Raw genomic sequence first — 23,633 nt, forward strand, 5'->3', positions numbered from 1 at the left:
GTCTCCCACGGATATGGTAGTTTAGTAGACATGAGTAACCCATCCAGGAAAGGAGATTACGATGTCTCAGATTGAACTGAAAAATGTGAATAAGACCTACGGAAAGGACAACTGCGTGATTGACCATCTGGATCTGACCATATCCGACGGAAGCTTTACGGTTATGGTTGGGCCCAGCGGGTGTGGGAAATCCACCACTCTGCGTATGATCGCCGGATTAGAGGATTTAAGCGGGGGAGATCTCTATATCGACGGGGCGAGGATGAACGACGTGGAACCGGGGGAGCGGAATATCGCTATGGTTTTCCAGAACTACGCGCTTTATCCCACCATGAATGTAAAGGAGAATATCGAATTCGGTCTGATCAACAGCAAAGTGCCAAAGGAGGAGCGGGAGCGCAGAATCAACGACATCTGCGGGACGGTGGGGCTTCTTCCCTTCCTGAAACGCAAACCGGGCCAGCTCTCCGGCGGCCAGCGCCAGCGGGTGGCCCTTGCGAGGGCCATGGTGAAAAAGCCCAGGGTGTTTCTCATGGACGAACCGCTGTCCAATCTGGACGCCAAGCTGAGAAATCAGATGCGCACGGAACTGATCGAGCTTCACAAGCAGCTGGGAACCACCTTCGTGTATGTGACTCACGACCAGACGGAGGCCATGTCCATGGCCACAGACATTGTGCTGATGAATAAAGGCGTGATACAGCAGCATGATTCGCCCTTAAACATCTACAGCAATCCCGAAAACCTGTTCACGGCCCAATTTATCGGAAATCCCACCATGAATCTGTTTCCGTGCCGCCGGATGGAGGGCCTGATCGATATGCCGCCGGGGGCTGAGACGGTGGGCTTTCGCCCGTCCAAGGTCAGGCTTTTGGAGGCAGGGGAGGGGATACGGGAGGGCGATCTGGTGACCGGCGGTCCCATACTGACCAGAGAACTGTTCGGAAGCGAGATCATTTATCGGATTAACGCGCCCTTCGGCGTGATCACATTTAAAACCTTTAATGAGGAACAGCTTCCGGTCAACATGGTGGTGAAGGTTGCGGTGCCGGTGGGCGGCATGTACTTTTTTGACGCGCAGGAGAGGAGATTAAAATGAAAGCGAAGGCAGTGAAGGCAAAGCCTTATCTCTTGATCGCACCGTCCATTGTGTTGCTGTGCGTATTCTGCATTTATCCCATTTTTTCTATTATCAGCCTGAGTTTTTACCAGTGGGATATGGTGACGCCGTTTAAGAAATTTGTGGGGTTTGAGAATTTTATCACTCTGCTGGGCGACACCCAATTTTACCGGACGCTTGCCAACACGGTCATCTATGTGGTCTGTACGGTAGGCTTTGGGGTGAGTTTGGGGCTGGCTGCGGCCTTGTATCTGTCGAAAAAGACGAGGGTCAACAGTTTTCTGCAGAGCGTGGCCTTTACCCCCTATATCGTGTCCCTGGCGTCCATCGCGATGCTCTGGATGTGGCTGATGAATAAGGATTTCGGCCTGCTGAACGCGGTGCTGGCTTTCGTTGGAGCGCCGCCTGTGGACTGGCTGGGAAATCCCCGGATCGCCCTGGCCTCGCTGATTTTGATCGCAGTGTGGAAAAGCGTTGGGTATAACGCGCTGATCCTGGTGTCGGCCCTTCAGACCATCCCACCCTACCTGTACGAAGCGGCGAAGCTGGACCGGGCCGGAGCCTGGAGCGTTTTCCGGAAAATCACCTTTCCAATGATATCCCCAACAGTGTTTTTTCTCACACTGGTGGACGCCATCGCCTCTTTCAAGGTCTTTGAGACGATCCAGATCATTACGGAAGGAGGGCCACAGAACGCGACCAACACACTGGTTTTTTCGCTGTACGAATATGGCTTCCGGTTTTACAAAGTGGGGTATGCGGCGGCAATCGGCGTGGTGCTGCTGGCCATTATCCTGATTTTTACGGCCCTGTACTTCAAAGTGCTCTCAAAAAGAGTCCATTACCAATAAATTGTTTCAATTAAATAAGGAGAAATCTATGCTAGCAGTGAAACGAAATCCCTGGATTTTCAGGAGGTCCCGGCTTCAGGAGGTCCGGAGGGATAATACCGGAGCGCGGGCGATCAACGCGTTTGCCGTCCGGGCGGTCAAGGGCGCCTTCCATATCCTGTTGTTTTTGATCTTCTTTTTCCCGTTTTTCTGGATGGTCTCCACTTCCTTTAAGACGCTGGGGGAGACGATGACCTTCCCGCCCGCCCTTTTGCCGGAAACCTTTCAGTTTTCCAATTACCGGGACGCCTTAAGGGCCATTCCATTTGCAACGTATCTGACTAATTCCTGCATTGTCACCGGGAGCGTGACGGCGCTTCAGCTTTTGACCGTGGTCCCTGCGGCCTACGGGTTTTCCCAGTATCAGTTCAGGGGAAAGGGGATGTTGTTCGGATTGACGTTAGTGACCATGATGATACCGGCCCAGCTGGTGTTCATGCCGCTGTTTATCCTGTTTTCAAAGCTCAGGATGATCAACACCTACTGGTCCCTGATTCTGCCCTTTGGAACCAGCGCTTTCGGGATTTTCATGCTGCGCCAGACCTTCAATCAGATGCCAAAGGAGCTGGTGGAGGCGGCAAAGCTGGACCGGGCGGGGGAGCTGAAACGGATCTTCAGGTTGTTTCTGCCCATGGCCCGTCCGACCCTGGTCACCATGGCCCTTCTCACGTTTATCAATACCTGGAACGACTATTTCTGGCCGCTGGCCCTGACCACCAGCGACGCGGTCCGTACGCTGCCGGTGGGGGTGGCCTCCCTGCGGAATATCGAGAGCGGGACCCATTATAACATTCTGATGGCCAGCAATGTGATGCTCACCATCCCCATTATCATTTCTTATTTCCTGGCCCACAAGCAGATCATCAAAGCGTTTACATATCTTGGCGACAAGTAGTAACAATAGCGCGGATCCGCATTTTGATATTCACAATATAAAGGAGAGCGAACGATATGAAAAAGAGAGTGATTGTGAACCGTTTACTGACCCTGGCCGCTGTGGCGGCTCTGTCGGCCGCAACGGCGGGTTGCGCCAAAACCGCGGCCGGCGCCCCACAGAGCGGGGAGGAGGCCCAAGGCCCGGTCCAGTTGACCTACTGGTATTCCTGGAAGGACAAAATTGCCGAAAATAACACCGAGCGGATACAGGAGTTCAACGACACGGTGGGAAAGGAAAAGGGGATTGTCGTCACGGCGGAGTATCAGGGAACCTATGAGGAGCTGCACTCCAAGCTCAAGAGCGCCTTTGTGGCAGGCGAGGAGCCGGATGTGTGCGTGATGGAGATTGCAAGTATCCAGACCTTTGCGGAGGGTGGGATTATCCAGCCCATCGGGGAGTTTATGGACCAGGAGGATGTGGCGGATTTTTATCCCGGGCTGATGGAAAACTGTTATGTGAACGGAACGCTTTACGGGATACCGTACCTGAGAAGTACGCCAGTGCTGTATTATAATAAAACGCTGTTTGAGAAAGCGGGTCTGGACCCGGAACAGGGACCGGCGGATTGGAAGGAACTGGCGGAAATGTCAAAGAAGCTGGAGACGGCCGGCGCCGCCGGTTATGGATTTATCTCTGATGTATGGCATTATGAGGCGCTGATCCGCTGCAACGGAGGCGACACGGTAAACGGGGACTGGACCCAGGCGACCTTCAACTCGCCTCAGGGAGTTGAACTGGCGGAATATCTGAAAAAGGGGATCGGGGACAGCAATTTCAAATACTATAGCGGAGCCGCTACCGCAGCGGGGGACGTGCTGTCCACAGACGTGGTAAATCAAAAGACCGCCATGTGGATCGCCTCCACGGCCGATCTTACCAACAATATGCAGCTGGCCTCGGACAACGGCTATGAGATCGGCACGGCATTTATACCCAAAAACACCCAGAACAAGGTGCCTACGGGGGGCTGCAACCTGGTCATGACCAGCCGCCTGGAAGGCCGGGAACGGGAAGCCGCGGCGGAACTGATCAAGTTTATGACCAGTAAGGACAGCGCGGTGAAGAATCATATCAAGACCGGATATCTCCCCACCAGACAGAGCATTTCCACGGATGAGCGGCTCTTGGCGCTCTACAAGGAGACGCCCCAGTACCAGGTGGCGCTGGACCAGCTGAAATACGGCAGCGGCCGTCCAATGGCTCAGGGATATATGGAGAGCGCCAAGGTTTACACGGAAGCCATGGACAAGATCATGTCGTCGGATGCGGACATTCAGGCCGTCCTGGATCAGGCGGCAGAGGACTGCAATGTTTTGCTTAAGTAAAATGAATACGAAAACAGAAGGTAAGAACAGGAGAGATGCCAGATGTCGAAACAAAGATTAATCGTAATGTGTGTGGATGCGCTGTTTACAACGGATCTTGCGGATGTTTGTCGTATGGAGGGGTTCAGGGAAATCCTGGAGGACGCGGCGGTATATGAGAATATTGAATGCATTTACCCCACGCTGACCTACCCCTGCCACGCGACGATCATGACCGGCTGCTGGCCGGACCGCCATGGAATTTCCCACAATGAGAAATTGTCTCCTGCTGAAAATAATCGGGAGTGGTACTGGGGCTACGGTAATTTGAAGGAAAAAACAATTTTTGACTACGCCCGGGAGCGGGGACTGACCACAGCGGCATTGGAATGGCCGGTGACGGCCGGAGGCCCCATTGACTACCTGCTGCCGGAGATATGGTCCTATGACCCGGAGGATACTCAGATGCGGGAGGCGATTCTGGGAGGCGCTTCGGAAGGGGCCCGGGAGATTTATGAGAAGAACCGGCATATGCTCTGCTGGAAGGAAAATCCCCGGTTTGACGCCTTCAACGTGAGGTGCGCGGTGGATATGATCCACAAATACAAGCCGGAGGTGATCTTTATGCACCAGTCCCACCTGGACCACGTCCGTCATGTGCACGGACTTCACGCTCCCCAGGTGCAGGAAGCGCTCCGGCTGCACGGGCACTGGATTCAGGAGATTGCCGATGCGCTAAAGGGAGAGGGGCTGTTTGAGGACACCGCCTTCGTGATCCTGGGCGATCACGGTCATCTGCAGGTTGATTACAATATCTGCCCCAATGTGCTCCTGAAACAGGAGGGACTTCTTGAGACGGACGAACAGGGAACGGTCCGGTCCTGGGACGCCTATGTGCAGTCCGCCGGAATCAGCGCCCAGGTGTTTGTGAAGCATGAGAAGGATCTGGGAACGGTGGAGGATATTTTAAAACGGTTAGCTGAAATGGGATTTGTCCGGGAGATTTTTACCAGAGAGCAGGTGAAGGAGCTTTATCACCTGGACGGGGAATTTGCCTTTGTTGCAGAGGCGGCGGCCAATTACGCCTTCGGCAACGCCGCCTGCGGGGAACTGATTGTGGGAACGGACCGCAGCGATTATAAATTCTCCGTCGCCACCCACGGACATCTTCCGTTCAGAGGCGAAAAGCCGTGCTTTATCGTCCGCGCCAAGGATGTTCCGAAGGGCGTGTACGAGGGGGGCAGGCTGGTGGACGAAGGCCCCACTATGATGAAGCTTCTGGGCTTACAGGAAATGGCCGGAGAAATGGAAGGAAGGGCGCTGTACTGAGCGCCCTTCTCCTTATGTCCGCCACAAAAACTCCGGCATCCCATCCTTCATCTTCCTCACCGGCTCCCCCTGAATCAACGGCAAAGCATACTTAAGGAATTCATCCCCCACATCGCATCCCCCGCCCGTAATCCACTCCAGCGGAAATCTCTTCTCCCGGTTACAAATCAGTGAAACATCCTTCAGCCCACAGCTCAGGTCATACGCTTCCTCGTTTCCCCTCTCAAAACTCACCATCTTCCCCGTGGCTCCCTTAAGAGCCGCTCTCACCCCAAAACTCCCCGCCATAGCCGCTTCCTCCACATCCGTCAAAGAAGACAACATGGCGCTGCATCTCTGGTTCACATTCAGCTCAACAGACCGCACCTTCACCCCAAACCGTTCCCTCACAAAATTCTCCAGAATCTTCCCACACCCCGTCAGCATCTTATGCCCAAAGGTATCCAGCCGGGCCTCGTCCGAATACTCGCAGATAAACTTCCCACGCTCGTCCTTCAACCCCTCGGACACGCAGATTACCACGCTGTTTTTCTTCCCCAGCGCCCGCTCCACATCCATTGCAAAGCGTTCCATATCAAAGTCGCCCTCGGGCAGATAAATCAGCAGCGGATTGTCCCCCGCCTTCCTGCGCGCCAGGGCTGCCGCCGCGGTCACCCATCCCGCGTGCCGCCCCATGAGCTCCACAATGGTGACAGACTTCTGCTGATACACCGACGCGTCCAGCACGATCTCCCGTACCGTGGTGGCCACGTACTTGGCGGCGCTGCCGTAGCCCGGCGTGTGGTCCGTCTCCATCAGGTCGTTGTCAATGGTCTTGGGGATGCCGATCATCGGAATCTCAATGCATTTTAACGCCGCATAGCGGGACAGCTTGTCCACCGTGTCCATGGAATCGTTCCCCCCGATGTAAAAACAGGCGCCGATATTCATGCGGCGGAATTTCTCAAACAGCAGCGGATAAACCGGAGCGTTCAAATCTTCCGGCAGCTTGTAGCGGCAGGAGCCTAAATAGGCCGCGGGCGTGAGCTTAAGCAGTTCCAACTGTTCCCGGGAAAGACCGTGGGACAAATCCTCCACGCGGCCTGAGAGGAACCCCTCGATCCCGTTGACCATCCCGTACACGTGATCGATCTCATCGGGATGGGCCATTCCCTCACGGATCACGCCGTAAAGGCTCGCGTTGATGACAGCGGTGGGGCCGCCGGACTGGCCGACAAGTATATGCTTTTTCATAGATGCATTTCTCCTTTGAAGTGGTATGAAACGAAGCGGTGTATAAATACCTTACAAACACGCTTCAGTATATAATAAATCACGGCTGTTTGCAACCGGACTCCGTAAATGTGCATATAAAATTACACTTTTTTTGTAGAGTTTGCCGATTGCAAAAAGGAAAGGGTCGTGCTAATCTGTATACAGATTTAAAATTTGTATACAAGTAAAGAAGTTTGGATACAAACTCAATATTCCCAATTTACATATAATAAGGAGGATACAAACACATGGATATTCGTTATTCCGCAAATCAGAGAGATGTCAAGCGCTACACCACCGAGGAGCTGCGCGACGAGTTTTTGATCCAGAACCTGTACGTTGCCAACGAGGTTGTGGCGGTGTACTCCCACGTGGACCGCATGGTGACCCTGGGCTGCATGCCCACAACCGAGGAGGTTTCCATCGACAAGGGGATCGACTGCTGGAAGAACTTCGGAACCCACTATTTCCTGGAGCGCCGCGAGATCGGCATTTTCAACATCGGCGGAGCCGGCACTGTAACAGCCGACGGCGTTTCCTATAAAATGGGCTACAAGGACTGCCTGTACATCACCAAGGGCACCAAGGAAGTGAAGTTTGCCAGCGACGACGCAGAGAAGCCGGCCAAGTTCTACATGGTCAGCGCTCCGGCCCACACCTCCTACACCACCACCTTCATCCCCATCGAGAAGGCGGCCAAGAGACCTCTGGGCGCGATGGAGACTTCCAACAAGCGTGTGATCAACCAGTTCATCCACCCGGACGTGTTAAAGACCTGCCAGCTGTCCATGGGCATGACCGTGCTGGAGCCCGGCAGCGTGTGGAACACCATGCCGGCCCATACCCACGAGCGCCGCATGGAGGTTTACATGTACTTTGAGATTCCGGAGGACAATGTGGTATTCCACATGATGGGAGAGCCCACCGAGACCCGCCACATCATCATGAAGAACGAGGAGGCCGTGATCAGCCCCTCCTGGAGCATTCACAGCGGAGCCGGAACCAGCAACTACACCTTCATCTGGGCCATGGGCGGCGAGAACATGGAGTTCGACGACATGGACACCATGAAACCCGTGGAGATGAAATAATCCCGGACATACATCATTCCTTAACCAATACAATCAATACACGGAGGGCAAAAAAATGGCAAACTATTTAGACAATTTTTCCTTACAGGGTAAAGTAGCGCTGATCACCGGCGCATCCTACGGCATCGGATTCGCCATCGCCAAGGCTATGGCAGGAGCCGGCGCTACCATCGTTTTCAATGACATCAAGCAGGAACTGGTGGACAAGGGCCTGGCCGCATACAAGGAGGAGGGCATTGAAGCCCACGGTTATGTGTGCGACGTCACCGACGAGAACGCGGTGAACGAGCTGGTGGCCAGAATCGAGCAGGAAGTTGGCGTGGTGGACATCCTGGTGAACAACGCGGGTATTATCAAGCGCATCCCCATGACCGAGATGAGCGCCGCCGAGTTCCGTCAGGTGATCGACGTTGACTTAAACGCTCCCTTCATCGTTTCCAAGGCCGTGATCCCCAGCATGATCAAGAAGGGCCACGGAAAGATCATCAACATCTGCTCCATGATGAGCGAGCTTGGCCGCGAGACCGTATCCGCTTACGCTGCCGCAAAGGGCGGACTGAAGATGCTGACCAAGAACATTGCCTCCGAGTACGGCGAGTACAACATCCAGTGCAACGGCATTGGACCCGGCTATATCGCCACCCCTCAGACCGCTCCGCTGCGCGAGACTCAGCCCGACGGCTCCAGACATCCCTTCGATCAGTTCATCGTTTCCAAGACTCCGGCCGGACGCTGGGGCGAGGCTGACGATCTGGGCGGACCGGCCGTATTCCTGGCTTCCGACGCTTCCAACTTCGTAAACGGTCTGGTGCTGTACGTGGACGGCGGAATCCTGGCCTACATCGGAAAACAGCCGAAATAACAGCGGAATTGATTGGTATTGATACGGTCCGGCGGCAGGCTTGCTTCCGGGCCGTTTACCGTACGGCGGACAATGCCCCTGCGGCGTGGCCGGGGAACCATTGTCCATGGGAAAGGCGGGGTTAAATGGAGGAGAAGAACTACAAAAGCCGGGGTGAGATGGTGGGCGAGACGTTGAAACAGGAGATCCTGGATCTGCGCCTGAAACCCGGTCAGATGATCAGTGAGAACGACGTCTGCGACCGCTTCGGCGTGTCCAGGACGCCGGTGCGGGAGGCCCTGCGCCTTCTCCAGGAACAGGGCTTTGTGGAGACTGTTCCTTACCGGGGAACCTACGTGACGCTGCTGAGTCTGGACAACATCAAGCAGATGATCTACATGCGCGTGGCTGTGGAGACCATGGTGCTGCGGGATTTTATCGCGGTGCAGTCCCCCATGGTGATGGAGGATATCCGCCATCAGATCGCCAAACAGCAGGCGCTGATCCAGGAGAAGGACTTCGAGCCGGAACAGTTTTACCGCATGGATGCTAAGATGCACTCCATCTGGTTTACCGCCGTGCGCCGCCAGAAGCTCTGGGAAATGCTTCAGGCCCAGCAGCTTCACTACACCCGCTTCCGCATGCTGGATTTCATCACGGAGACGGATTTTACCCGCATCATCGGGGAGCATAAGGAGCTGTTCGGCCTGATCGAGGCCCGGGACGAGCGCGGGGTGGAGGCGTCCCTAAAAGAGCACCTGTACTACAGCATGAAGCGCATGCGGAAATCCATTGAGGTAGATTATAAGGATTATTTTGAAGAAGAACCGGAAGAAGGGCGTTTTGTAATATAAACGCCAAAGATCGTAAAACGGCAGGAGAACAGCCGGCGTATGGCCGACGTTTTCCTGCTTTTTGATTGCCGGAAGGCTCAGGAGAGTGCAAATTTATACAGGTAGGGGAGTATTCATAATTACGAAGATATTCAAGCCCTAAAATATAAATTATGCTTAGTCTATCAAATATTTACAAATCTTATGGCATTTTTGGAAACCATATGTGCACGGAGAGAAGAAAAATGATAGACTATACGCCATTTTGGGAAACTTTAAAGCAGTCGAAGGAGAATTGGTACACGCTCACAAAGAAACATCATGTTTCAGACAGCACCCTTCACCGGTTGAAGCATAACCAGGACATCTCCATGAAAACAGTCAATGATCTCTGCCGGATTTTGGACTGTGAAATAGACGGCATTGCAAGGTACGTGCCTTCGGACAAGGACCAGGCTCTGTAGGGAAATCCTCCGCGCCTCTGCAATTCTGTTCGAAAACGCTTCAGAGCAATGGGGCGCTGAGGCTTATTCGTGTTATGCAAAAACAGGGCAATGCACGCCATTGTGCAAAGCCCTGCCAAAAAGGGGAGGATAAGTAAAAACTTTCTTTTGTATAATGGAAGTATCTCCCGGATTCCGGTGTTTATACAGGGCCGTTGACATTATTTTAGAAATGTGATCGAACGGCGGACCGCTTTTTCAGGATAGCCTTGAATCTGCGGACTAAAAAAGGTATAGTTTGAAGTATCAAACAGTAAAACAAGGAGGAATGACAATGAAATTTTACGGTTCCCATCTCTGCCCCGACTGCGAGGCGGCGCAGGCGGTTCTCGACCGGGAGAAGATCCCCTACGAGTACGTGGACATCACCGGCTCCATGGCCAATCTGAAGGAATTTTTAAAGCTGCGGGACCGCCTGCCCCTGTATAAGGACGCGCGGGCCGAAGGTTTTGTGGGGATTCCCAGTTTTGTCAAGGACGACGGGACCATCACCCGGGACGTGGAGGAGGCGATGGGCTGACGGGACGGGAGCTTGTACGAGATGAAGCGCAAACGGCATAAAATGAGGCAGTAAAGGGATCACCTTTTACTGCCTTATTTGATACAATGGGCCGCTGGCGCGGCCTGCGGGCGATTGCCGTATGACGCGCCCGTTTTTGATCCCCTAAACGGAGATGGGGGTAATGGCGGTGGCGTAGGGCTGGCCGCCCGGCGGCTGGTAGACGGTCACCAGGGCGAAATGAGGGGCGTACCCGGCCTGTTTGGGCTCCGCAATGGTCATAAACCTGTAGTTGATACCGTTTACCACCTGCTTTGCCACCGCGATGGGGTGGTAGAAATAGTCCTCGTGCTGCCCGATGGCGTTGTAGAACACGAAGGCGTCGTACGTGGTGAGACTTGGCTGATATTCCCAGCTTCCCGGCATGTTGGTTACCTCGTTTGGTTGGTATGTAACAGTATATGCGGGGGCGGGAGTTTTTGTCAGCCGTTCGTTTGGAGGCTCGATTTGGGAGTCGAGGCTACTGGGAAGGTAATGGTCATAAAGAGGTGGATATGGAAAACAGGGGAACAGGATGTGTAACGATACATGACATTGACAGAATTGCAGAGTGACGATGTAATTGGATGTGCGTAAACGGACGGACAGGAAACGGGCGGCTTTACATTCCGAATAGATCCGCGTGAGTGCCGGTCCGATAGAGCAATAGTTCCGTGTCTGTTTGCTGGTAAATCAACAGCCAATCGGGCTGCAGATGACATTCTCTGTAGCCGGCATAATTTCCGGATAAATTATGCTCTCTGTTTTTTTCTGGTAACGGGGCCGGAATTCTTAATGTATCGACTGCTTTTTGGAATAAAGACACGTCAAGGCCCCGTTTCACGCAAGTTTTAAAATCCTTTTTGAATCTAGTGGAGTACCGCACATCTAACATGGTCAGTCCTCCATCAGTTCTTTTATAAGATCTGCTGTACTTCCGGTGAAGCGATGTCCTCCGCTGTTCTTCATTTCTTCAAATGCCTCAAGCGTTTTTTCATTCGGCATTTCATCTGGAATAGCTGCACCCTGAAGATAGGGGATAATAAAAACCAGCTTGGATTCTGGTATTTGGTCTATAAGGTTTTTCGCCAAGTCTCTGTTGCTCATAATTTCTTCTCCTTTCTACTTGCTTTACCTGCCAATCAGTATATGGGCTCTCTATATCCATATTGTAACATTAATACTTTTTTGCGTAAATACAAAAAACCACCAATCGCCCGCGGCCCACCCCATTCCACAAAAAACCGGCCCCGGTGCGTCACTTGCGCCGGAGCCGATCAAAAAGGGGAGGATAAGTATTAATTACTTTCTCTTTCGTGATACTTCTATCATACCCGCATTTCCGCCCAATATACATCCGGACAAAACATTTTCAATAAATATTTGAAATATTTACGGTTTTGTTATATACTATGAGCTATGAGCGGCAGAGGAAAAGAACCGGGCCGCCAAATTCAATACAAAAAGGATGGTTGAAGTTTATGGCACTGTTAGAGACATGGCGGAATCTGGCCTATGGCGATGGCCTGGATGATAAAAAGAGAGAGGAACTTTGGTCCGGATATTTTGCGATTGAGAAGGGCATCTACGAGCAGATCCTGGAGCACCCGGAGGAAGTGATCACCGGCACCGTGAAGGGCCTGGCTGAGAAGTACAACACCGAGATCCTCATCATGACCGGATTCCTGGACGGCATCAACGAGAGCTTAAAGGGCTACGAGAACCCTATCGAGACCATGGAGGAGGACACCGAGGTCAAGATCGAGATCGACCCGGAGAAGCTGTACTACAACATGGTGGAGGCAAAGGCCAACTGGCTGTTCGAGCTGCCTCAGTGGGACAAGATCCTCACCGAGGAGCGCCGCAAGGAGCTGTACAAGCAGCAGAAGGCTTCCGGCACGATCCGCAAAGGCAAAAAGATCTTCCCCAACGATCCCTGCCCCTGCGGAAGCGGCAAGAAGTACAAGAAGTGCTGCGGTAAGAACGCATAAGGATTGGAACTGTCAATTTCGCCTGCCCGGACTGTGGCAGGCGTTTTCGCGTCTGTCCGGGATTCACAGCCGGAGCGCCCTGCCGGTCAGACGAAGAATTGGAAGGAATTGGAATGGAAGCATACACGAGCTTTGCGGAAGTATACGACCTGTTTCAGGACAATGTTCCTTATGAAGAGTGGTGTGAATATCTGGCCGGTCTTTTGGAAGAATACGGAGTAACGACCGGCCTGGTGCTGGATCTGGGCTGCGGCACCGGCAGCCTGACCGAGCGTTTGGCCGGGCGCGGGTACGACATGATCGGCGTGGACAATTCCGGGGAAATGCTGGAGATCGCCATGGGGAAGCGGGTGCGCTCCGGACGGAACATCCTCTACCTGCTCCAGGACATGCGGGAGTTCGAGCTTTACGGCACGGTGGCCGCTGTGGTCAGCATCTGCGATTCCATGAACTATATTCTGGAGTACGGGGACCTGGTCCAGGTGTTTAAGCTGGTCAACAATTATCTGGATCCGGGCGGGGTGTTCATTTTCGACTTAAACACACCCTACAAGTACCGGGAATTGCTGGCGGATCACACCTTTGCCGAGGAGCGTGAGGAGAGCAGCTTTATCTGGGAGAATTTTTACGACGGGGACGAGGAGATCAACGAGTATGATCTGACCCTATTCATCCGGCGGAATGTACCCGGCTTTCGCGAGCCGCTCTATCAGAAATTCCAGGAGACCCATTACCAGCGCTCCTACGATCTGGACACGGTCTGCCGCGCCTTGGCGGAGGCCGGTCTGGAGTTTGTGGCGGCCTACGATGCGGGCACCAGGGAGCCGGTGCGGGCGGACAGCGAGCGGATTTATGTGATAGCCCGGGAGCGCGGGAAAACAGTACAGGAAGCGCAGACAAATATCGAAACGAACTGAGACAGGAGAGAATGAATATGGCGGATTATGTAATCAGAGCGACAGCGGCGGACGGTCAGATCCGGGCGTTTGCCGCGACCACCAGGGATCTGGTGGAGCAGGCCAGAAAGGCCCACAATACCAGCCCGGTGGCTTCAGCGGCCCTGGGACGGCTGCTGACGGCCGGGGTTATGATGGGCGTGGACATGAAGGGGGAGAATGATATACTGACCCTGAAAATCCAGGGAGACGGACCCATTGAGGGACTGCTGGTGACCGCGGATTCCCACGGGAATGTAAAAGGCTACGCCTACAATCCCCAGGTGATGCTGCCTCCCAACAGCAAGGGTAAACTGGACGTGGGCGGAGCCCTGGGGCTGGGCGTGCTCAGCGTGATCAAGGACATCGGACTGAAGGAGCCCTATGTGGGACAGACCATCCTGGTCACGGGGGAGATCGCGGAGGATTTGACCTATTATTTTGCCACCTCCGAGCAGATTCCCTCATCGGTGGCCTTGGGCGTGCTGATGAACCGGGACAACACGGTGAGCCAGTCCGGCGGTTTCATCATCCAGCTGATGCCGGGCGCGCCGGAGGACATGATCGACCGCCTGGAGGCCCGTCTGAAGGAGATCGCCTCTGTCACCACTCTGCTGGACGAGGGTAATACGCCGGAAATGATCCTGGAGCACGTGCTGGGCGAGTTCGGCCTGGAGCTCAACGACCGGGTGCCGGTACAGTTCCACTGCAACTGCACCAAGGAGCGGGTGGAGAAAGCCCTGGTCAGCGTGGGCAGGAAGGATATCCAGGAGATGATCGACGACGGAAAGCCTATCGAGGTGAACTGCCATTTCTGCAACAAAAACTACCAGTTCACGGTGGAAGAGCTGGGGGAAATGCTGGAGAAGGCCGTGCGCTGAAAAACTGAATTCATAGACAGCAAAAAGAGCCGGTCCAAATGGACGGCTCTTGTTTGTAATCACTAGAATCACGTATAACTTACTTCAACTCTATCTAACGATATATGTTTGAAAAAGGTACACTGTTGTTCGATGATTATAATTTGGTTACGTTGGTAGCCTGCGGGCCTTTGGCTCCGTTTACTACGTCGAACTCTACGGCGGCGCCTTCGTCCAGAGACTTGAAGCCATCCATGTTCAGGCCGGAGTAGTGTACGAATACATCGTTACCCTGCTCGTCGGAAATGAATCCGTAACCCTTCTGATTGTTGAACCACTTAACTGTACCTTTCATTATGATACCTCCAGAAAAATAAAAAAAATAAATGTTCTATTGCGACTTATTTCGCAACTGCCATAAGGATATCACAAAACATGGGAAGTGTCAAACGTTTTTGTTGATAAAGTATAAACATATGGACAAACTTTTATTTCCATTGTTCAAAGGTTAAAAAAAGCGGAAAACCGAGCAAAAAAACTAAGATTGTGATATACTTTAGGGAACGGAAAAAGAAGGGAACAGGAGCGGAACGGAATGATTAAGTTAGCAAATATTTGGAGGCATTTTCAGACCATCACACGGCACCGCCATCTGGTGTGCCGCCACTGTTTCAAGCTGGGGCTGTACCGCCAGGGCCTGCTGCACGATCTGTCCAAATACAGCCCGGAAGAATTCTGGACCGGCGTGCGGTATTACCAGGGAACCCGCAGCCCCAACGCGGCGGAGCGGGAGCTGGTGGGATTCTCCAGGGCCTGGCTGCACCACAAGGGGCGGAACAAACACCACTACGAGTATTGGATCGACGTGTCGGCGAACAAGGAGGAGGGCCTGGTGGGCAACAAAATGCCCCTGAAATACGTGGCCGAGATGGTCTGCGACCGCATCGCCGCCTGCCAGGTGTACAAGGGAAAGAACTATACCAGCGCCGCGCCGCTGGAATACTATGAATACACGAAAAAGTACATCACCATCCACCCCGAGACAAGGGCGCTGCTGGAAAAGATCCTGGTGCTGTTAAAGGACAGGGGGGAGGAGGCGGCGTTTGCCTATCTGAGAAAGCTGCTGAAACGGGGATACTATTGAGCGCCTGGCCCTTGAGTGCCGGAAGCAATCCTATAAAAGCCAATACGATTTAAATCGCCTGCATAAGCGCCCGCCCTTTGGCGGCTGCTCTGCAGGCGGTTTGTTTATTCCGGGATAATGATGGAGGCCGCCTCCCGGATCCCCAGACCGGACAGATACCGGATAATGCAGGCGGTTTCGTCGGTGTGCAGTTTTTCTAACAGGAGGGAGAACCCATTCACGTCCCTGCGGACCAGACAGTCCCTCAGGGAATCCAGATAGGGGAGGAAGTAAGCGTTGGCGTGAGGCCGGTCCCCGTGCATCTCCCGCAGCGGATAACCCCAGAAGAGCTGCCGCGTCACCTCCCCGTACACGGTGCGGACCAGGGGGGCGGAGTGGAGCGCGATGGTGTCGTAACAGACGTACATCAGGTTCTCGTAGACCCCGGACTGCCGGGTCTGATCCAGACGTTGGATTAATTGGAGGATATCCTTCTCCGACATGGAGTTTAAAGCGGCCTGGGCGCAGGTTCGGCAAGAAAATGCCAGAATATGGAAACTTTGCAGGAAGTCCACCAGCCGCCTGCGGATGACGGGATCCTCGAAATCGCAGTTTTTAGCGCTGTCAACGGGCGGCAGCACCTGGGTCCCCACGCCGTTTAAGGAGCGGACGGCTCCCAGCTTGTTTAACAGGCCGATGGCACGCCGCACCGTGTTGAGGCCGGCCTGCTTTTCATGTGCCAGCTGCTGGGGCGGGGGAAGAAAGTCTCCGTCCTGATAGACGCCGTTGTGAATGTCGAGCAGCAGGTCCATGCAGATGGAGTAGCAGAGTTGGGAAGTCTTTTTGTAAATCCCCCAGGTGAACCCAACGGGTTCGTCCACGGTCTCAGGGGTGATGTTCTGATCGAAAAAGCGGTTCAGGGCGGCCTGATACCGGAGCACGCTGGCCTGGCCCGCCTCCCAGAGCGCCTCCCCGTCCTTCTTTCTGGCCAGACGGATCATCTCCGACAGAGGACCTCCCGCTTTTCCCGGGATCATCCCGTTTCTGGCAGTGCTTACAAAGGGCCCCTGAAAGTACAGGAACATCTGCCAGAAGAGGCGCAGCAGCAGCTCGTTGCCCAGAGGGGCGTAGAGCAGCTGGAGCTGCCGGGACATCCGGTATACCGGGGCTTCATCCTGCCGGAAGCAGAGGTCTTCCAGCTCGTCCAGGGTTTCGGGCGCCGCACTCATCAGCGCGTACCACTGGACCCGGTTGGCCAGCAGCCCCACGGACTGGGCGAAAGACAGGAGCGGTTCCCTTCTGGGGCCGAAATAGCGTTGGATGTGCCGGCGGATCTCCTCGTCACTGTAATCCACGTTCACCGTGGCGCCCACGCAGGTGCTGATGGAAATGTACCCCTCGCGCTTCAGCCGCAGATACGCCAGCCGGACGGTGTCCAGGGAGGCCAGGAAATAGCTGCTGGCTTCCCTGAGCGTTGGGAGCTGGTCGCCGTATCGGTGGCCGCCGAACTTGATCTGTGTCTCGATGATGTGGAAGATGATCTGCTGTAATTCCATCTCACGCTGCAATGTAATTTCCTCCTGAGGGCATTTGGATGATTGGTTTCGGATGTTCCTATTATATCATATGGATACAAATGGGAAAAGCCGTTTATCCGCAGTTGCTATTTGCCCAAAGCTCTGATATACTTATTTGGTAAGTGGATAAGGTATCGGGAACCCAGGGAAAGGCCTTTATCATGTAGGATAAATCAGGCGGCAGAGGAAGGGATAGCATGAGGCGCGATACACTTTTAATTGTGGATGATGAGAAGGTCAACCGTGCGATTCTGCGCGCACAGTTTGAGTCTCAATACGATTTTATGGAAGCGGAGAACGGGGAGCAGGCCATGATGCTGATCCGGCAGTACCGGGACTGCCTGGCGGGGATATTGCTGGATTTGGTCATGCCGGTGAAGGATGGCTACGAGGTGCTGAAGGAGATGACCCAGTGCGGCCTGATGACCAACATCCCGGTGATCGTCATCACCTCGGACGAATCCACGGAGAACGAGGTCCGGGCTTTTGACATGGGGGCCGCGGACATTATCATAAAACCCTTTGAGCCGCACGTGGTCCGGCGGCGGGTGCAGAACGCGGTGGAGCTCAACCGGCACAAGCTGCACCTGGAGGAGATGGTGGAGGAGCAGGCAGCCAAGCTGCGGGAGTCCCGGGACGTGATCATGGACGCGCTCTCCTCCGTCATCGAGCACAGGAGCGCGGAGACGGGACAGCACGTCCTGCGCATCCGCATGTTTACCAAGGTGCTGCTGGAGGAGGTGATGCGCTGCTGTCCCGAGTACGACCTGTCCAGGCGGGCCATCGGCGTTATCGCCGAGACGGCCGCTCTCCACGACGTGGGGAAAATCGCCATCCCGGACACCATTCTCAACAAGCCCGGCAAGCTCACGCCGGAGGAATACGAGATCATGAAGACCCACACGGTGAAGGGCTGCGAGATTCTAAAGGGACTGGAACGGATGGGGGATCAGGAGTACCTGACCTACGCCTACAATATCTGCCGTTACCACCATGAGCGCTGGGACGGCAGCGGTTATCCCAACGGGCTGGCAGGGGACAACGTGCCGGTTTACGCCCAGGCGGTGGGAATTGCGGACTGCTACGATGCGCTGACCACCGACCGCATTTACCGGAAAGCCCTTTTGCCGCGGCAGGCGGCAACCATGATTTTAAACGGGGAGTGCGGGCCGTTCTCCCCCAGGCTTTTGGAGTGTTTTAAAAATATCGGGGAACAGTTTGAGGCCCTGGTCCACAGCTGCGCGGACGGACAGCCCTTAAAGCAGTCCTCCGGCACGGTTTGGAACCCCGGTCCGTCCGGGAAGCGGGAGGCTCAGGCGGAGCCGGAGGTGGGGCAGACCAAGTATTTTACCCTGCTGCGTTTCCTGAACTGCACGGTGATGGAAGTGGACTTAAACAGGGGGATTTACCACCTGGTCTACCGGCAGAACGAGGATTTCCAGACCCTGCCGGTCAGCGAGGTCTTTGAGGAGGCGTTTAAATCCTTCGTGGCTCAGAGCATCTACCCGGACGACCGGTCCGCCGTGCTGGCGCTGCTGGACAGCTACATAGACGATTTCTATGGGCGCGGCCTGATGAAACGCACCGGGACCTGCCGGGTGCTGCACTGCACCACCGGAGAGTACATACGGTATGAGGCCACCGCCCTGCGCGTCAATTTCGATAGCCCCAAGGAGCATAAGATACTGATTGTATGGAAAATTTTAGAAAATAGCGCGGAGGAGCCCGTTTTGCGGTCGGAGGCGGTGGGAGTTCCCGCGATGCAGAACCTGCCGGTGGGAATCCGGCAGTGCCTCAGCGACCGGTGGTTTACCATCACCTACATCAACCGGGGGTTTACCGCGCTGTTTGGATACAGCGAGGACGAGCTGAGAACCCGCTTTCATAACCATTTTATGGAAATGATTCACCCAGAGGACCAGCAGGCCGTCCGGCGCAGATTTCTGGAGCAGGTCAGAAGCTCCGGGGTGCTGGAGCTGGAGTACCGGGTGATTTCCAAACAGGGGATCCCGGTCTGGGTGCTGGACAAATGCCGGTTGGCCGCGGGGGAGGACGGCCGGGAATATTTGAACTGCGTGCTGACGGATATCACCCAGGTCAAGCAGGCCCAGGAGCAGCAGCGCCTGGACATGGAGCGCTGCCAGATTATCCTGAACCAGACCAACGACATTATTTTTGAGTGGGATATCCAGGGGGATAAAATCACCTACTCACCCAACTGGGAAAAGCTTTTCGGCTACCAGCCCCTTGCCACCAGCGAGGAGGTCCAGACCGTCTCCCACATCCTGCCGGAGGATATGCCCCAGCTCATTAAATTGATGAAGGACACGGAGAACGGAGCGCCCTACGGGGAGGCGGAGCTGCGGATCGCAAATGACGACGGCAAGTATCTCTGGTGCCGGATTCGGGAGACCACCCAGTACAACAGCGCGGGTAAAGCGGTCAAGGCGGTGGGGGTGATCCTGAATATCGACGCGGAGAAACGCCAGGCCCAGGCCCTTGTGAACCGGGCGGAGCGGGATTCCCTCACCCAGCTCTACAACAAGGCCACGGCCAACGAAAAGATCCGCAGGCTGCTGGAGGAAAAGGGGGATTCGGACCAGTTTGCCATGCTGCTTATCGACCTGGACAATTTCAAGCAGATCAACGACAGCAGAGGTCATATGTTCGGGGATCTGGTTTTGGCCGAGGCGGCGGCCCGGCTGAAAGCTCTGTTTGACTCCGGCGATATTCTGGCGAGGTTCGGCGGGGACGAGTTTTTGATTTTCCTGAAATACAGAGGAGGAAAGGAAACCCTGAGCCGGAAGGCCGGGCGGATCGTGTACGCCCTCCACAGGATTTATGAGGATGAGCTGTCGGACTGCTCCCTGACGTGCAGCGTGGGGATCGCCCGCTGCCCGGAGGACGGGGAGGATTTCCAGACCATTTTCCAGCAGAGCGACCAGGCCCTTCACCAGGTAAAGAAAATGGGGAAGAACAGCTTCGCATTTTACGACCGCACCGTCATGAAAAAGGTATTCGGTCTGGACATCAGCCAGCTCGCCGCGGCCGGGACCAGGATCGAATCGGACGATACGGCGTGCAGGGTGGACAGCCTGGTGCTCCAGTCCTTTCAGATGCTCTATGAGTCCAGGGATGTGGAGACGGCGGTCAACGCCATTCTGGAGATGGCAGGCCGGAAGTACGGCGCCAGCCGGGCCTATATTTTCGAGGACTCGGGGGACGGCTCCTGGACAAGAAATACCTTTGAGTGGTGCAACGAGGGGATCAGCCCCGCCCAAAGCGGCCTTCAGCAGGTGGCTTACGCCGCTCTGGGGGAGGATTACCGGGCGAATTTTGATGAGAACGGCATTTTCTATTGCCACGACATCCAAAAGCTGCCCAAGTGGCAGTATGAACTGCTGGCCTCCCAGGGAGTCCGCTCGCTGCTGCAATGTTCGGTGCGGGACCGGGGGAGGTTCATGGGGTTTGTGGGATTTGACGACTGCGCGCTGAAGCGGACCTGGGTCCAGGAGCAGATCGACGCGCTGATCTTCATCTCGGAGCTGATCGCCACCTTCCTGTAAAAAAAGCGGGCCCAGGACCGCACGGAGGCAGGAGCCAGAAATCTCAGGATGATCCTGGACAATCAGAATACCTGGATCTATGTCATAGACCCTGACACCTGCGTCCTGCATTTTATCAACGCCAAAACCAAACGCACGGTGCCGGAAGCGCGGGTGGGGATGTGCTGTTACGAGGCGTTTTTCCACAGGGATTCCCCCTGTGAACAGTGTCCGGCCAAGGATATCCGGGAAAATGTGAACCGGACGCTGGAGGTGTACAATCCGGTGTTAGGCATCTGGAGTATGGCGGACGCCTCCCTGATCCGCTGGGGGGAGCAGGACGCCTGCCTGCTGGCGTGCTACGATTTGTCCGGCTACAAGATGGCGAAGCCGCAGGTTCAGGGAAAGGAGGCTGGAGACGATGGATCAGTCCTTTGAGAATGACCCCACAGGGGGATTAATCGGCGGCGACGCGGCCGAGGATTATGAGCTTTTGATGAACACCATGCAGGTCAGCGTCAGCAAGCATATTTTAGACGAGCATTTTACCGCGGTTTGGAGTAACGCCTACTATTATGGGCTGATCCGGTATCCGAAGGAGGAGTACGAGGCTCTGTTCGACAACCGGCCGGACCGCTACTACCCGTACCACCACTATGAGGAGGAACTGGAAAAGATTCAGGAGGTGGTGATGGACACAATCCGATCGGGCAGGACAAAATACAGCCTGCTGACCCGGATGCCGGTCAAGGGCGGCGGACACGTCTGGGTGCAGCTCCACGGCGTGATCACGAAAAATAAGTACAAGGGCTACCCCATCGCCTACTCCGTTCTGGTGGACGTGGACGACACAGTCAAAATGCAGCAGGCCCAGTCCATTACCTACAACAATATCCCGGGCTTTGTGGCGAAGTTTCTCATCCGGGATTACCTGCACATCCGGCTGCTGGACGCCAACAAACAGTTTGTGGAGTTTTTCGGAACCGAGGGCCGGGAGCCGGACCCGCAGTTTTTCCGGGTAAATGTGGAGTCCAACCGGGATCAGATCATCCCGCAGATGGATCAGGTGAAACGGGGAGAGCACGTGCGTTTCCTGGCCCGCCTGCAAAATAATCAGGGAAAACGCATCCTGATGCAGGCCAATGGGGACTGCGTGGACTGGATCGACGGCGCGCCGGTGTACCTCCTGACCTATATCGACGTGACCGACTTAACGGAGCTGAGGGAGATGCATGCGAAGCTGGAGGAGCAGAAGCAGCATCTTCAGGACGCCCTGTCCGGGGCTCAGAAGGCCAACGCTGCAAAGCGGGATTTCCTGTCCCGAATGTCCCACGAAATCCGCACGCCGTTAAATGCGATCATCGAAATGACAAGCATCGCCGCGGCCCATCTTTTCGACCGGAAGCGGATAGAGGACTGTCTGGGCAAGATCAGCTTTTCCTCCCGCCACCTGCTGTCCCTGATCAACGACATCCTGGACATGGCGAAAATCGAGGACGGGAAGCTGACGGTGAACCGGGCGCCCTTCTACCTCAAGCAGGTGCTGGACTCCGTCACCACCATCATTTATCCCCAGGCCGCGGCCCAGGGAGTGGACTTCAAGGTGTCCGTCCAGGACATGGCGGAGGAGGAGTTCATGGGGGATTCCATGCGGATCAGCCAGATTCTGATCAATCTTTTGTCCAACGCGGTGAAGTTCACGCCTGAGGGCGGAAGGGTGAACCTGGATGTGCGCCGTCCGGCATACGGGACCGGGGAGATACGGCTGCGGTTTACGGTCCGGGACACGGGCCGGGGGATGAGCCGTGAATTCGTCGAGAACCGCCTGTTCCAGGCCTTTGAACAGGAAAATGGGGCCGGCGGGACCGGTCTTGGGATGCCCATCACCAAGAACCTGGTGGAGCTTTTAAACGGGATTATTTCCGTCAGAAGCAAACCGGGGGAGGGGAGCACCTTTGTGGTGGAGCTGCCCTTTGAGCGATCCAGCCAGCAGAAGCCCCAGTGTTACCCCTCCATGGGAACGCTGCGGGTTCTGGTAATTGACGATGACCCGGACGACTGCGCTTACGCAGCCCTGCTGCTGGAAAAGTTTGGCGTGAAGGCAAAATGGGTGCTCAGCGGCCGGGAGGCGGTGGAGATGATCCGCAGCGCTTATGAGGAGGGGGAGAGCAGCGATATCTGCCTCATCGACTGGCAGATGCCGGAGATGGACGGCATCGAGACGACCCGGCGGATCCGGGACATCGTGGGGGAGGCTCCGCCGATTATCATCCTCACAGCCTATGATTACAGCGAGATAGAAGCCAACGCCCGGAACGCCGGGGCCAATTTCTTCCTCTCGAAACCGCTGTTCGCCTCCTCCCTTTACAATACCCTGCTGACCGCCACCAAGATGGGCGGCGCGCTCCCCGGCCCGCGGCACCTGGGGAAAACCGAGCGGCTGGCCGGAACGCACATCCTGGTGGCGGAGGACAACGATTTAAACCTGGAGATCGCCGTAGAGCTTCTGGAGCTGGCCGGAGCCAGAGTCAGCAGCGTGGGAAACGGACAGGAGGCCCTGGACTGGTTTGCGGGGCCGGAGGGTCGGGACTGCGGCGCCATATTGATGGACATTCAGATGCCGGTGATGGACGGCTACCAGGCTGCCAGAGCCATCCGGGCCAGCGGCTGCCCCAACGCCGGAGAGATCCCCATCGTGGCAATGACCGCCAACGCGTTCCGGGAGGACGTGGAGAGCGCGATGGAGGCGGGGATGAACGCACATGTGGCGAAGCCCATTGATATCGACGCGTTGTATCGGACGCTGGAGGGGATGATGGAGCGGGCGGGAAAATGAGGATGAAAGAACGGAGCCCCTGTTTTGTGGATTGTGGTCCATGAGACAGGGGCTCCGTTTCGGTTGAAGGAAATTGATCGCGGGCATAGAATGGCGTGATTGCGCGCCATTGCTTTTGGGGCGGCA

Annotated in this window: 23 protein-coding genes; 17 read left to right on the forward strand and 6 right to left on the reverse strand. The window is 55.3% G+C overall.

All coding sequences use genetic code 11. The annotated features are described in order from the left end of the window. Positions 1–61 precede the first annotated feature (61 nt). The 5 genes from ACK2JC_RS21935 to ACK2JC_RS21955 are packed head-to-tail and all read left to right on the forward strand — an operon-like array spanning position 62 to position 5,580. On the forward strand, positions 62–1,099 hold the full coding sequence (locus ACK2JC_RS21935) for an ABC transporter ATP-binding protein (protein ID WP_368271282.1): 1,038 nt from the start codon (positions 62–64) through the stop codon (positions 1,097–1,099). After that, complete coding sequence (locus ACK2JC_RS21940) at positions 1,096–1,971, forward strand: sugar ABC transporter permease (protein WP_320936607.1); 876 nt, start codon at positions 1,096–1,098, stop codon at positions 1,969–1,971. The genes ACK2JC_RS21935 and ACK2JC_RS21940 overlap by 4 nt, the downstream gene beginning before the upstream one ends. Positions 1,972–1,999: 28 nt before the next feature. After that, positions 2,000–2,905, forward strand: a complete 906-nt coding sequence (locus ACK2JC_RS21945; RefSeq protein ID WP_320936608.1) for a carbohydrate ABC transporter permease — start codon at positions 2,000–2,002, stop codon at positions 2,903–2,905. Positions 2,906–2,961: 56 nt separating this feature from the next. Then, a complete protein-coding gene (locus tag ACK2JC_RS21950) occupies positions 2,962–4,272 on the forward strand; it encodes an ABC transporter substrate-binding protein (RefSeq protein ID WP_320936609.1) in 1,311 nt (436 codons plus the stop codon). A 42-nt stretch (positions 4,273–4,314) separates the two neighbouring features. Further along, positions 4,315–5,580: an ectonucleotide pyrophosphatase/phosphodiesterase gene (locus ACK2JC_RS21955; RefSeq protein WP_320936610.1), complete on the forward strand. Its 1,266-nt coding sequence runs from the start codon at positions 4,315–4,317 to the stop codon at positions 5,578–5,580. Between the two features lie 12 nt (positions 5,581–5,592). Here ACK2JC_RS21955 and ACK2JC_RS21960 read toward each other — a convergent pair whose 3' ends face one another. Continuing rightward, positions 5,593–6,813, reverse strand: coding sequence for a 6-phosphofructokinase (locus ACK2JC_RS21960; protein WP_320936611.1), 1,221 nt, complete (start codon positions 6,811–6,813; stop codon positions 5,593–5,595). Positions 6,814–7,082: 269 nt separating this feature from the next. Here ACK2JC_RS21960 and kduI point away from each other — a divergent pair, with 269 nt between their 5' ends. From kduI to ACK2JC_RS21985, 5 genes are all read left to right on the forward strand, one after another. Beyond that, a complete protein-coding gene (gene kduI, locus ACK2JC_RS21965; RefSeq protein ID WP_092363573.1) occupies positions 7,083–7,925 on the forward strand; it encodes a 5-dehydro-4-deoxy-D-glucuronate isomerase in 843 nt (280 codons plus the stop codon). A gap of 55 nt (positions 7,926–7,980) precedes the next feature. Continuing rightward, a complete protein-coding gene (locus ACK2JC_RS21970) occupies positions 7,981–8,787 on the forward strand; it encodes a gluconate 5-dehydrogenase (protein ID WP_276854680.1) in 807 nt (268 codons plus the stop codon). A gap of 125 nt (positions 8,788–8,912) precedes the next feature. Next, positions 8,913–9,620 carry a GntR family transcriptional regulator gene (locus ACK2JC_RS21975; RefSeq protein ID WP_092363570.1) on the forward strand — a complete coding sequence of 236 codons (708 nt, stop codon included), beginning with the start codon at positions 8,913–8,915 and terminating at the stop codon, positions 9,618–9,620. Between the two features lie 224 nt (positions 9,621–9,844). Continuing rightward, complete coding sequence (locus tag ACK2JC_RS21980) at positions 9,845–10,063, forward strand: helix-turn-helix domain-containing protein (protein WP_024735581.1); 219 nt, start codon at positions 9,845–9,847, stop codon at positions 10,061–10,063. 313 nt (positions 10,064–10,376) lie between these two features. Then, positions 10,377–10,622: a glutaredoxin domain-containing protein gene (locus ACK2JC_RS21985; protein ID WP_368271279.1), complete on the forward strand. Its 246-nt coding sequence runs from the start codon at positions 10,377–10,379 to the stop codon at positions 10,620–10,622. A 144-nt stretch (positions 10,623–10,766) separates the two neighbouring features. On the opposite strand, the gene ACK2JC_RS21990 is transcribed toward ACK2JC_RS21985, so the two are convergent. From ACK2JC_RS21990 to ACK2JC_RS22000, 3 genes are all read right to left on the reverse strand, one after another. Then, entirely contained in the window at positions 10,767–11,027 is a 261-nt protein-coding gene (locus tag ACK2JC_RS21990) for a hypothetical protein (protein WP_007714923.1), read from the reverse strand. A 235-nt stretch (positions 11,028–11,262) separates the two neighbouring features. Then, the gene (locus ACK2JC_RS21995; RefSeq protein ID WP_320936612.1) at positions 11,263–11,535 is read right to left on the reverse strand and encodes a type II toxin-antitoxin system YafQ family toxin; all 273 of its coding nucleotides are present in this window, start codon (positions 11,533–11,535) and stop codon (positions 11,263–11,265) included. A gap of 2 nt (positions 11,536–11,537) precedes the next feature. After that, the gene (locus ACK2JC_RS22000; protein ID WP_092363558.1) at positions 11,538–11,747 is read right to left on the reverse strand and encodes a hypothetical protein; all 210 of its coding nucleotides are present in this window, start codon (positions 11,745–11,747) and stop codon (positions 11,538–11,540) included. Between the two features lie 374 nt (positions 11,748–12,121). Here ACK2JC_RS22000 and ACK2JC_RS22005 point away from each other — a divergent pair, with 374 nt between their 5' ends. The 3 genes from ACK2JC_RS22005 to hslO all read left to right on the forward strand — a co-directional run bounded on the left by ACK2JC_RS22005 (position 12,122) and on the right by hslO (position 14,447). After that, positions 12,122–12,631 (forward strand): SEC-C metal-binding domain-containing protein, encoded by a 510-nt coding sequence (locus ACK2JC_RS22005; protein ID WP_092363554.1) that lies wholly within the window; start codon positions 12,122–12,124, stop codon positions 12,629–12,631. A 113-nt stretch (positions 12,632–12,744) separates the two neighbouring features. After that, complete coding sequence (locus tag ACK2JC_RS22010; protein WP_320936613.1) at positions 12,745–13,548, forward strand: class I SAM-dependent methyltransferase; 804 nt, start codon at positions 12,745–12,747, stop codon at positions 13,546–13,548. 17 nt (positions 13,549–13,565) lie between these two features. Next, positions 13,566–14,447: an Hsp33 family molecular chaperone HslO gene (hslO, locus tag ACK2JC_RS22015; RefSeq protein WP_092363548.1), complete on the forward strand. Its 882-nt coding sequence runs from the start codon at positions 13,566–13,568 to the stop codon at positions 14,445–14,447. A 136-nt stretch (positions 14,448–14,583) separates the two neighbouring features. On the opposite strand, the gene ACK2JC_RS22020 is transcribed toward hslO, so the two are convergent. After that, positions 14,584–14,781 (reverse strand): cold shock domain-containing protein, encoded by a 198-nt coding sequence (locus ACK2JC_RS22020; RefSeq protein WP_007714908.1) that lies wholly within the window; start codon positions 14,779–14,781, stop codon positions 14,584–14,586. Between the two features lie 243 nt (positions 14,782–15,024). Between ACK2JC_RS22020 and ACK2JC_RS22025 the strand changes: the two genes are divergently transcribed. Further along, positions 15,025–15,570 carry a DUF5662 family protein gene (locus tag ACK2JC_RS22025; RefSeq protein ID WP_092363732.1) on the forward strand — a complete coding sequence of 182 codons (546 nt, stop codon included), beginning with the start codon at positions 15,025–15,027 and terminating at the stop codon, positions 15,568–15,570. 104 nt (positions 15,571–15,674) lie between these two features. Here ACK2JC_RS22025 and ACK2JC_RS22030 read toward each other — a convergent pair whose 3' ends face one another. Next, entirely contained in the window at positions 15,675–17,117 is a 1,443-nt protein-coding gene (locus ACK2JC_RS22030; protein WP_320936615.1) for a GntR family transcriptional regulator, read from the reverse strand. Positions 17,118–17,323: 206 nt separating this feature from the next. Here ACK2JC_RS22030 and ACK2JC_RS22035 point away from each other — a divergent pair, with 206 nt between their 5' ends. The 3 genes from ACK2JC_RS22035 to ACK2JC_RS22045 are packed head-to-tail and all read left to right on the forward strand — an operon-like array spanning position 17,324 to position 23,507. After that, positions 17,324–20,692 (forward strand): diguanylate cyclase domain-containing protein, encoded by a 3,369-nt coding sequence (locus ACK2JC_RS22035; RefSeq protein WP_320936616.1) that lies wholly within the window; start codon positions 17,324–17,326, stop codon positions 20,690–20,692. 48 nt (positions 20,693–20,740) lie between these two features. Then, entirely contained in the window at positions 20,741–21,109 is a 369-nt protein-coding gene (locus tag ACK2JC_RS22040) for a hypothetical protein (RefSeq protein WP_320936617.1), read from the forward strand. Further along, positions 21,093–23,507: a response regulator gene (locus tag ACK2JC_RS22045; RefSeq protein ID WP_411337812.1), complete on the forward strand. Its 2,415-nt coding sequence runs from the start codon at positions 21,093–21,095 to the stop codon at positions 23,505–23,507. Before ACK2JC_RS22040 ends, ACK2JC_RS22045 begins: the two co-directional genes overlap by 17 nt. The last annotated feature ends 126 nt before the right edge of the window (positions 23,508–23,633 follow it).

It is taken from the genome of Enterocloster lavalensis, assembly GCF_046603895.1.
In the GTDB taxonomy this organism is placed as follows: Bacteria; Bacillota; Clostridia; order Lachnospirales; family Lachnospiraceae; genus Enterocloster; species Enterocloster lavalensis.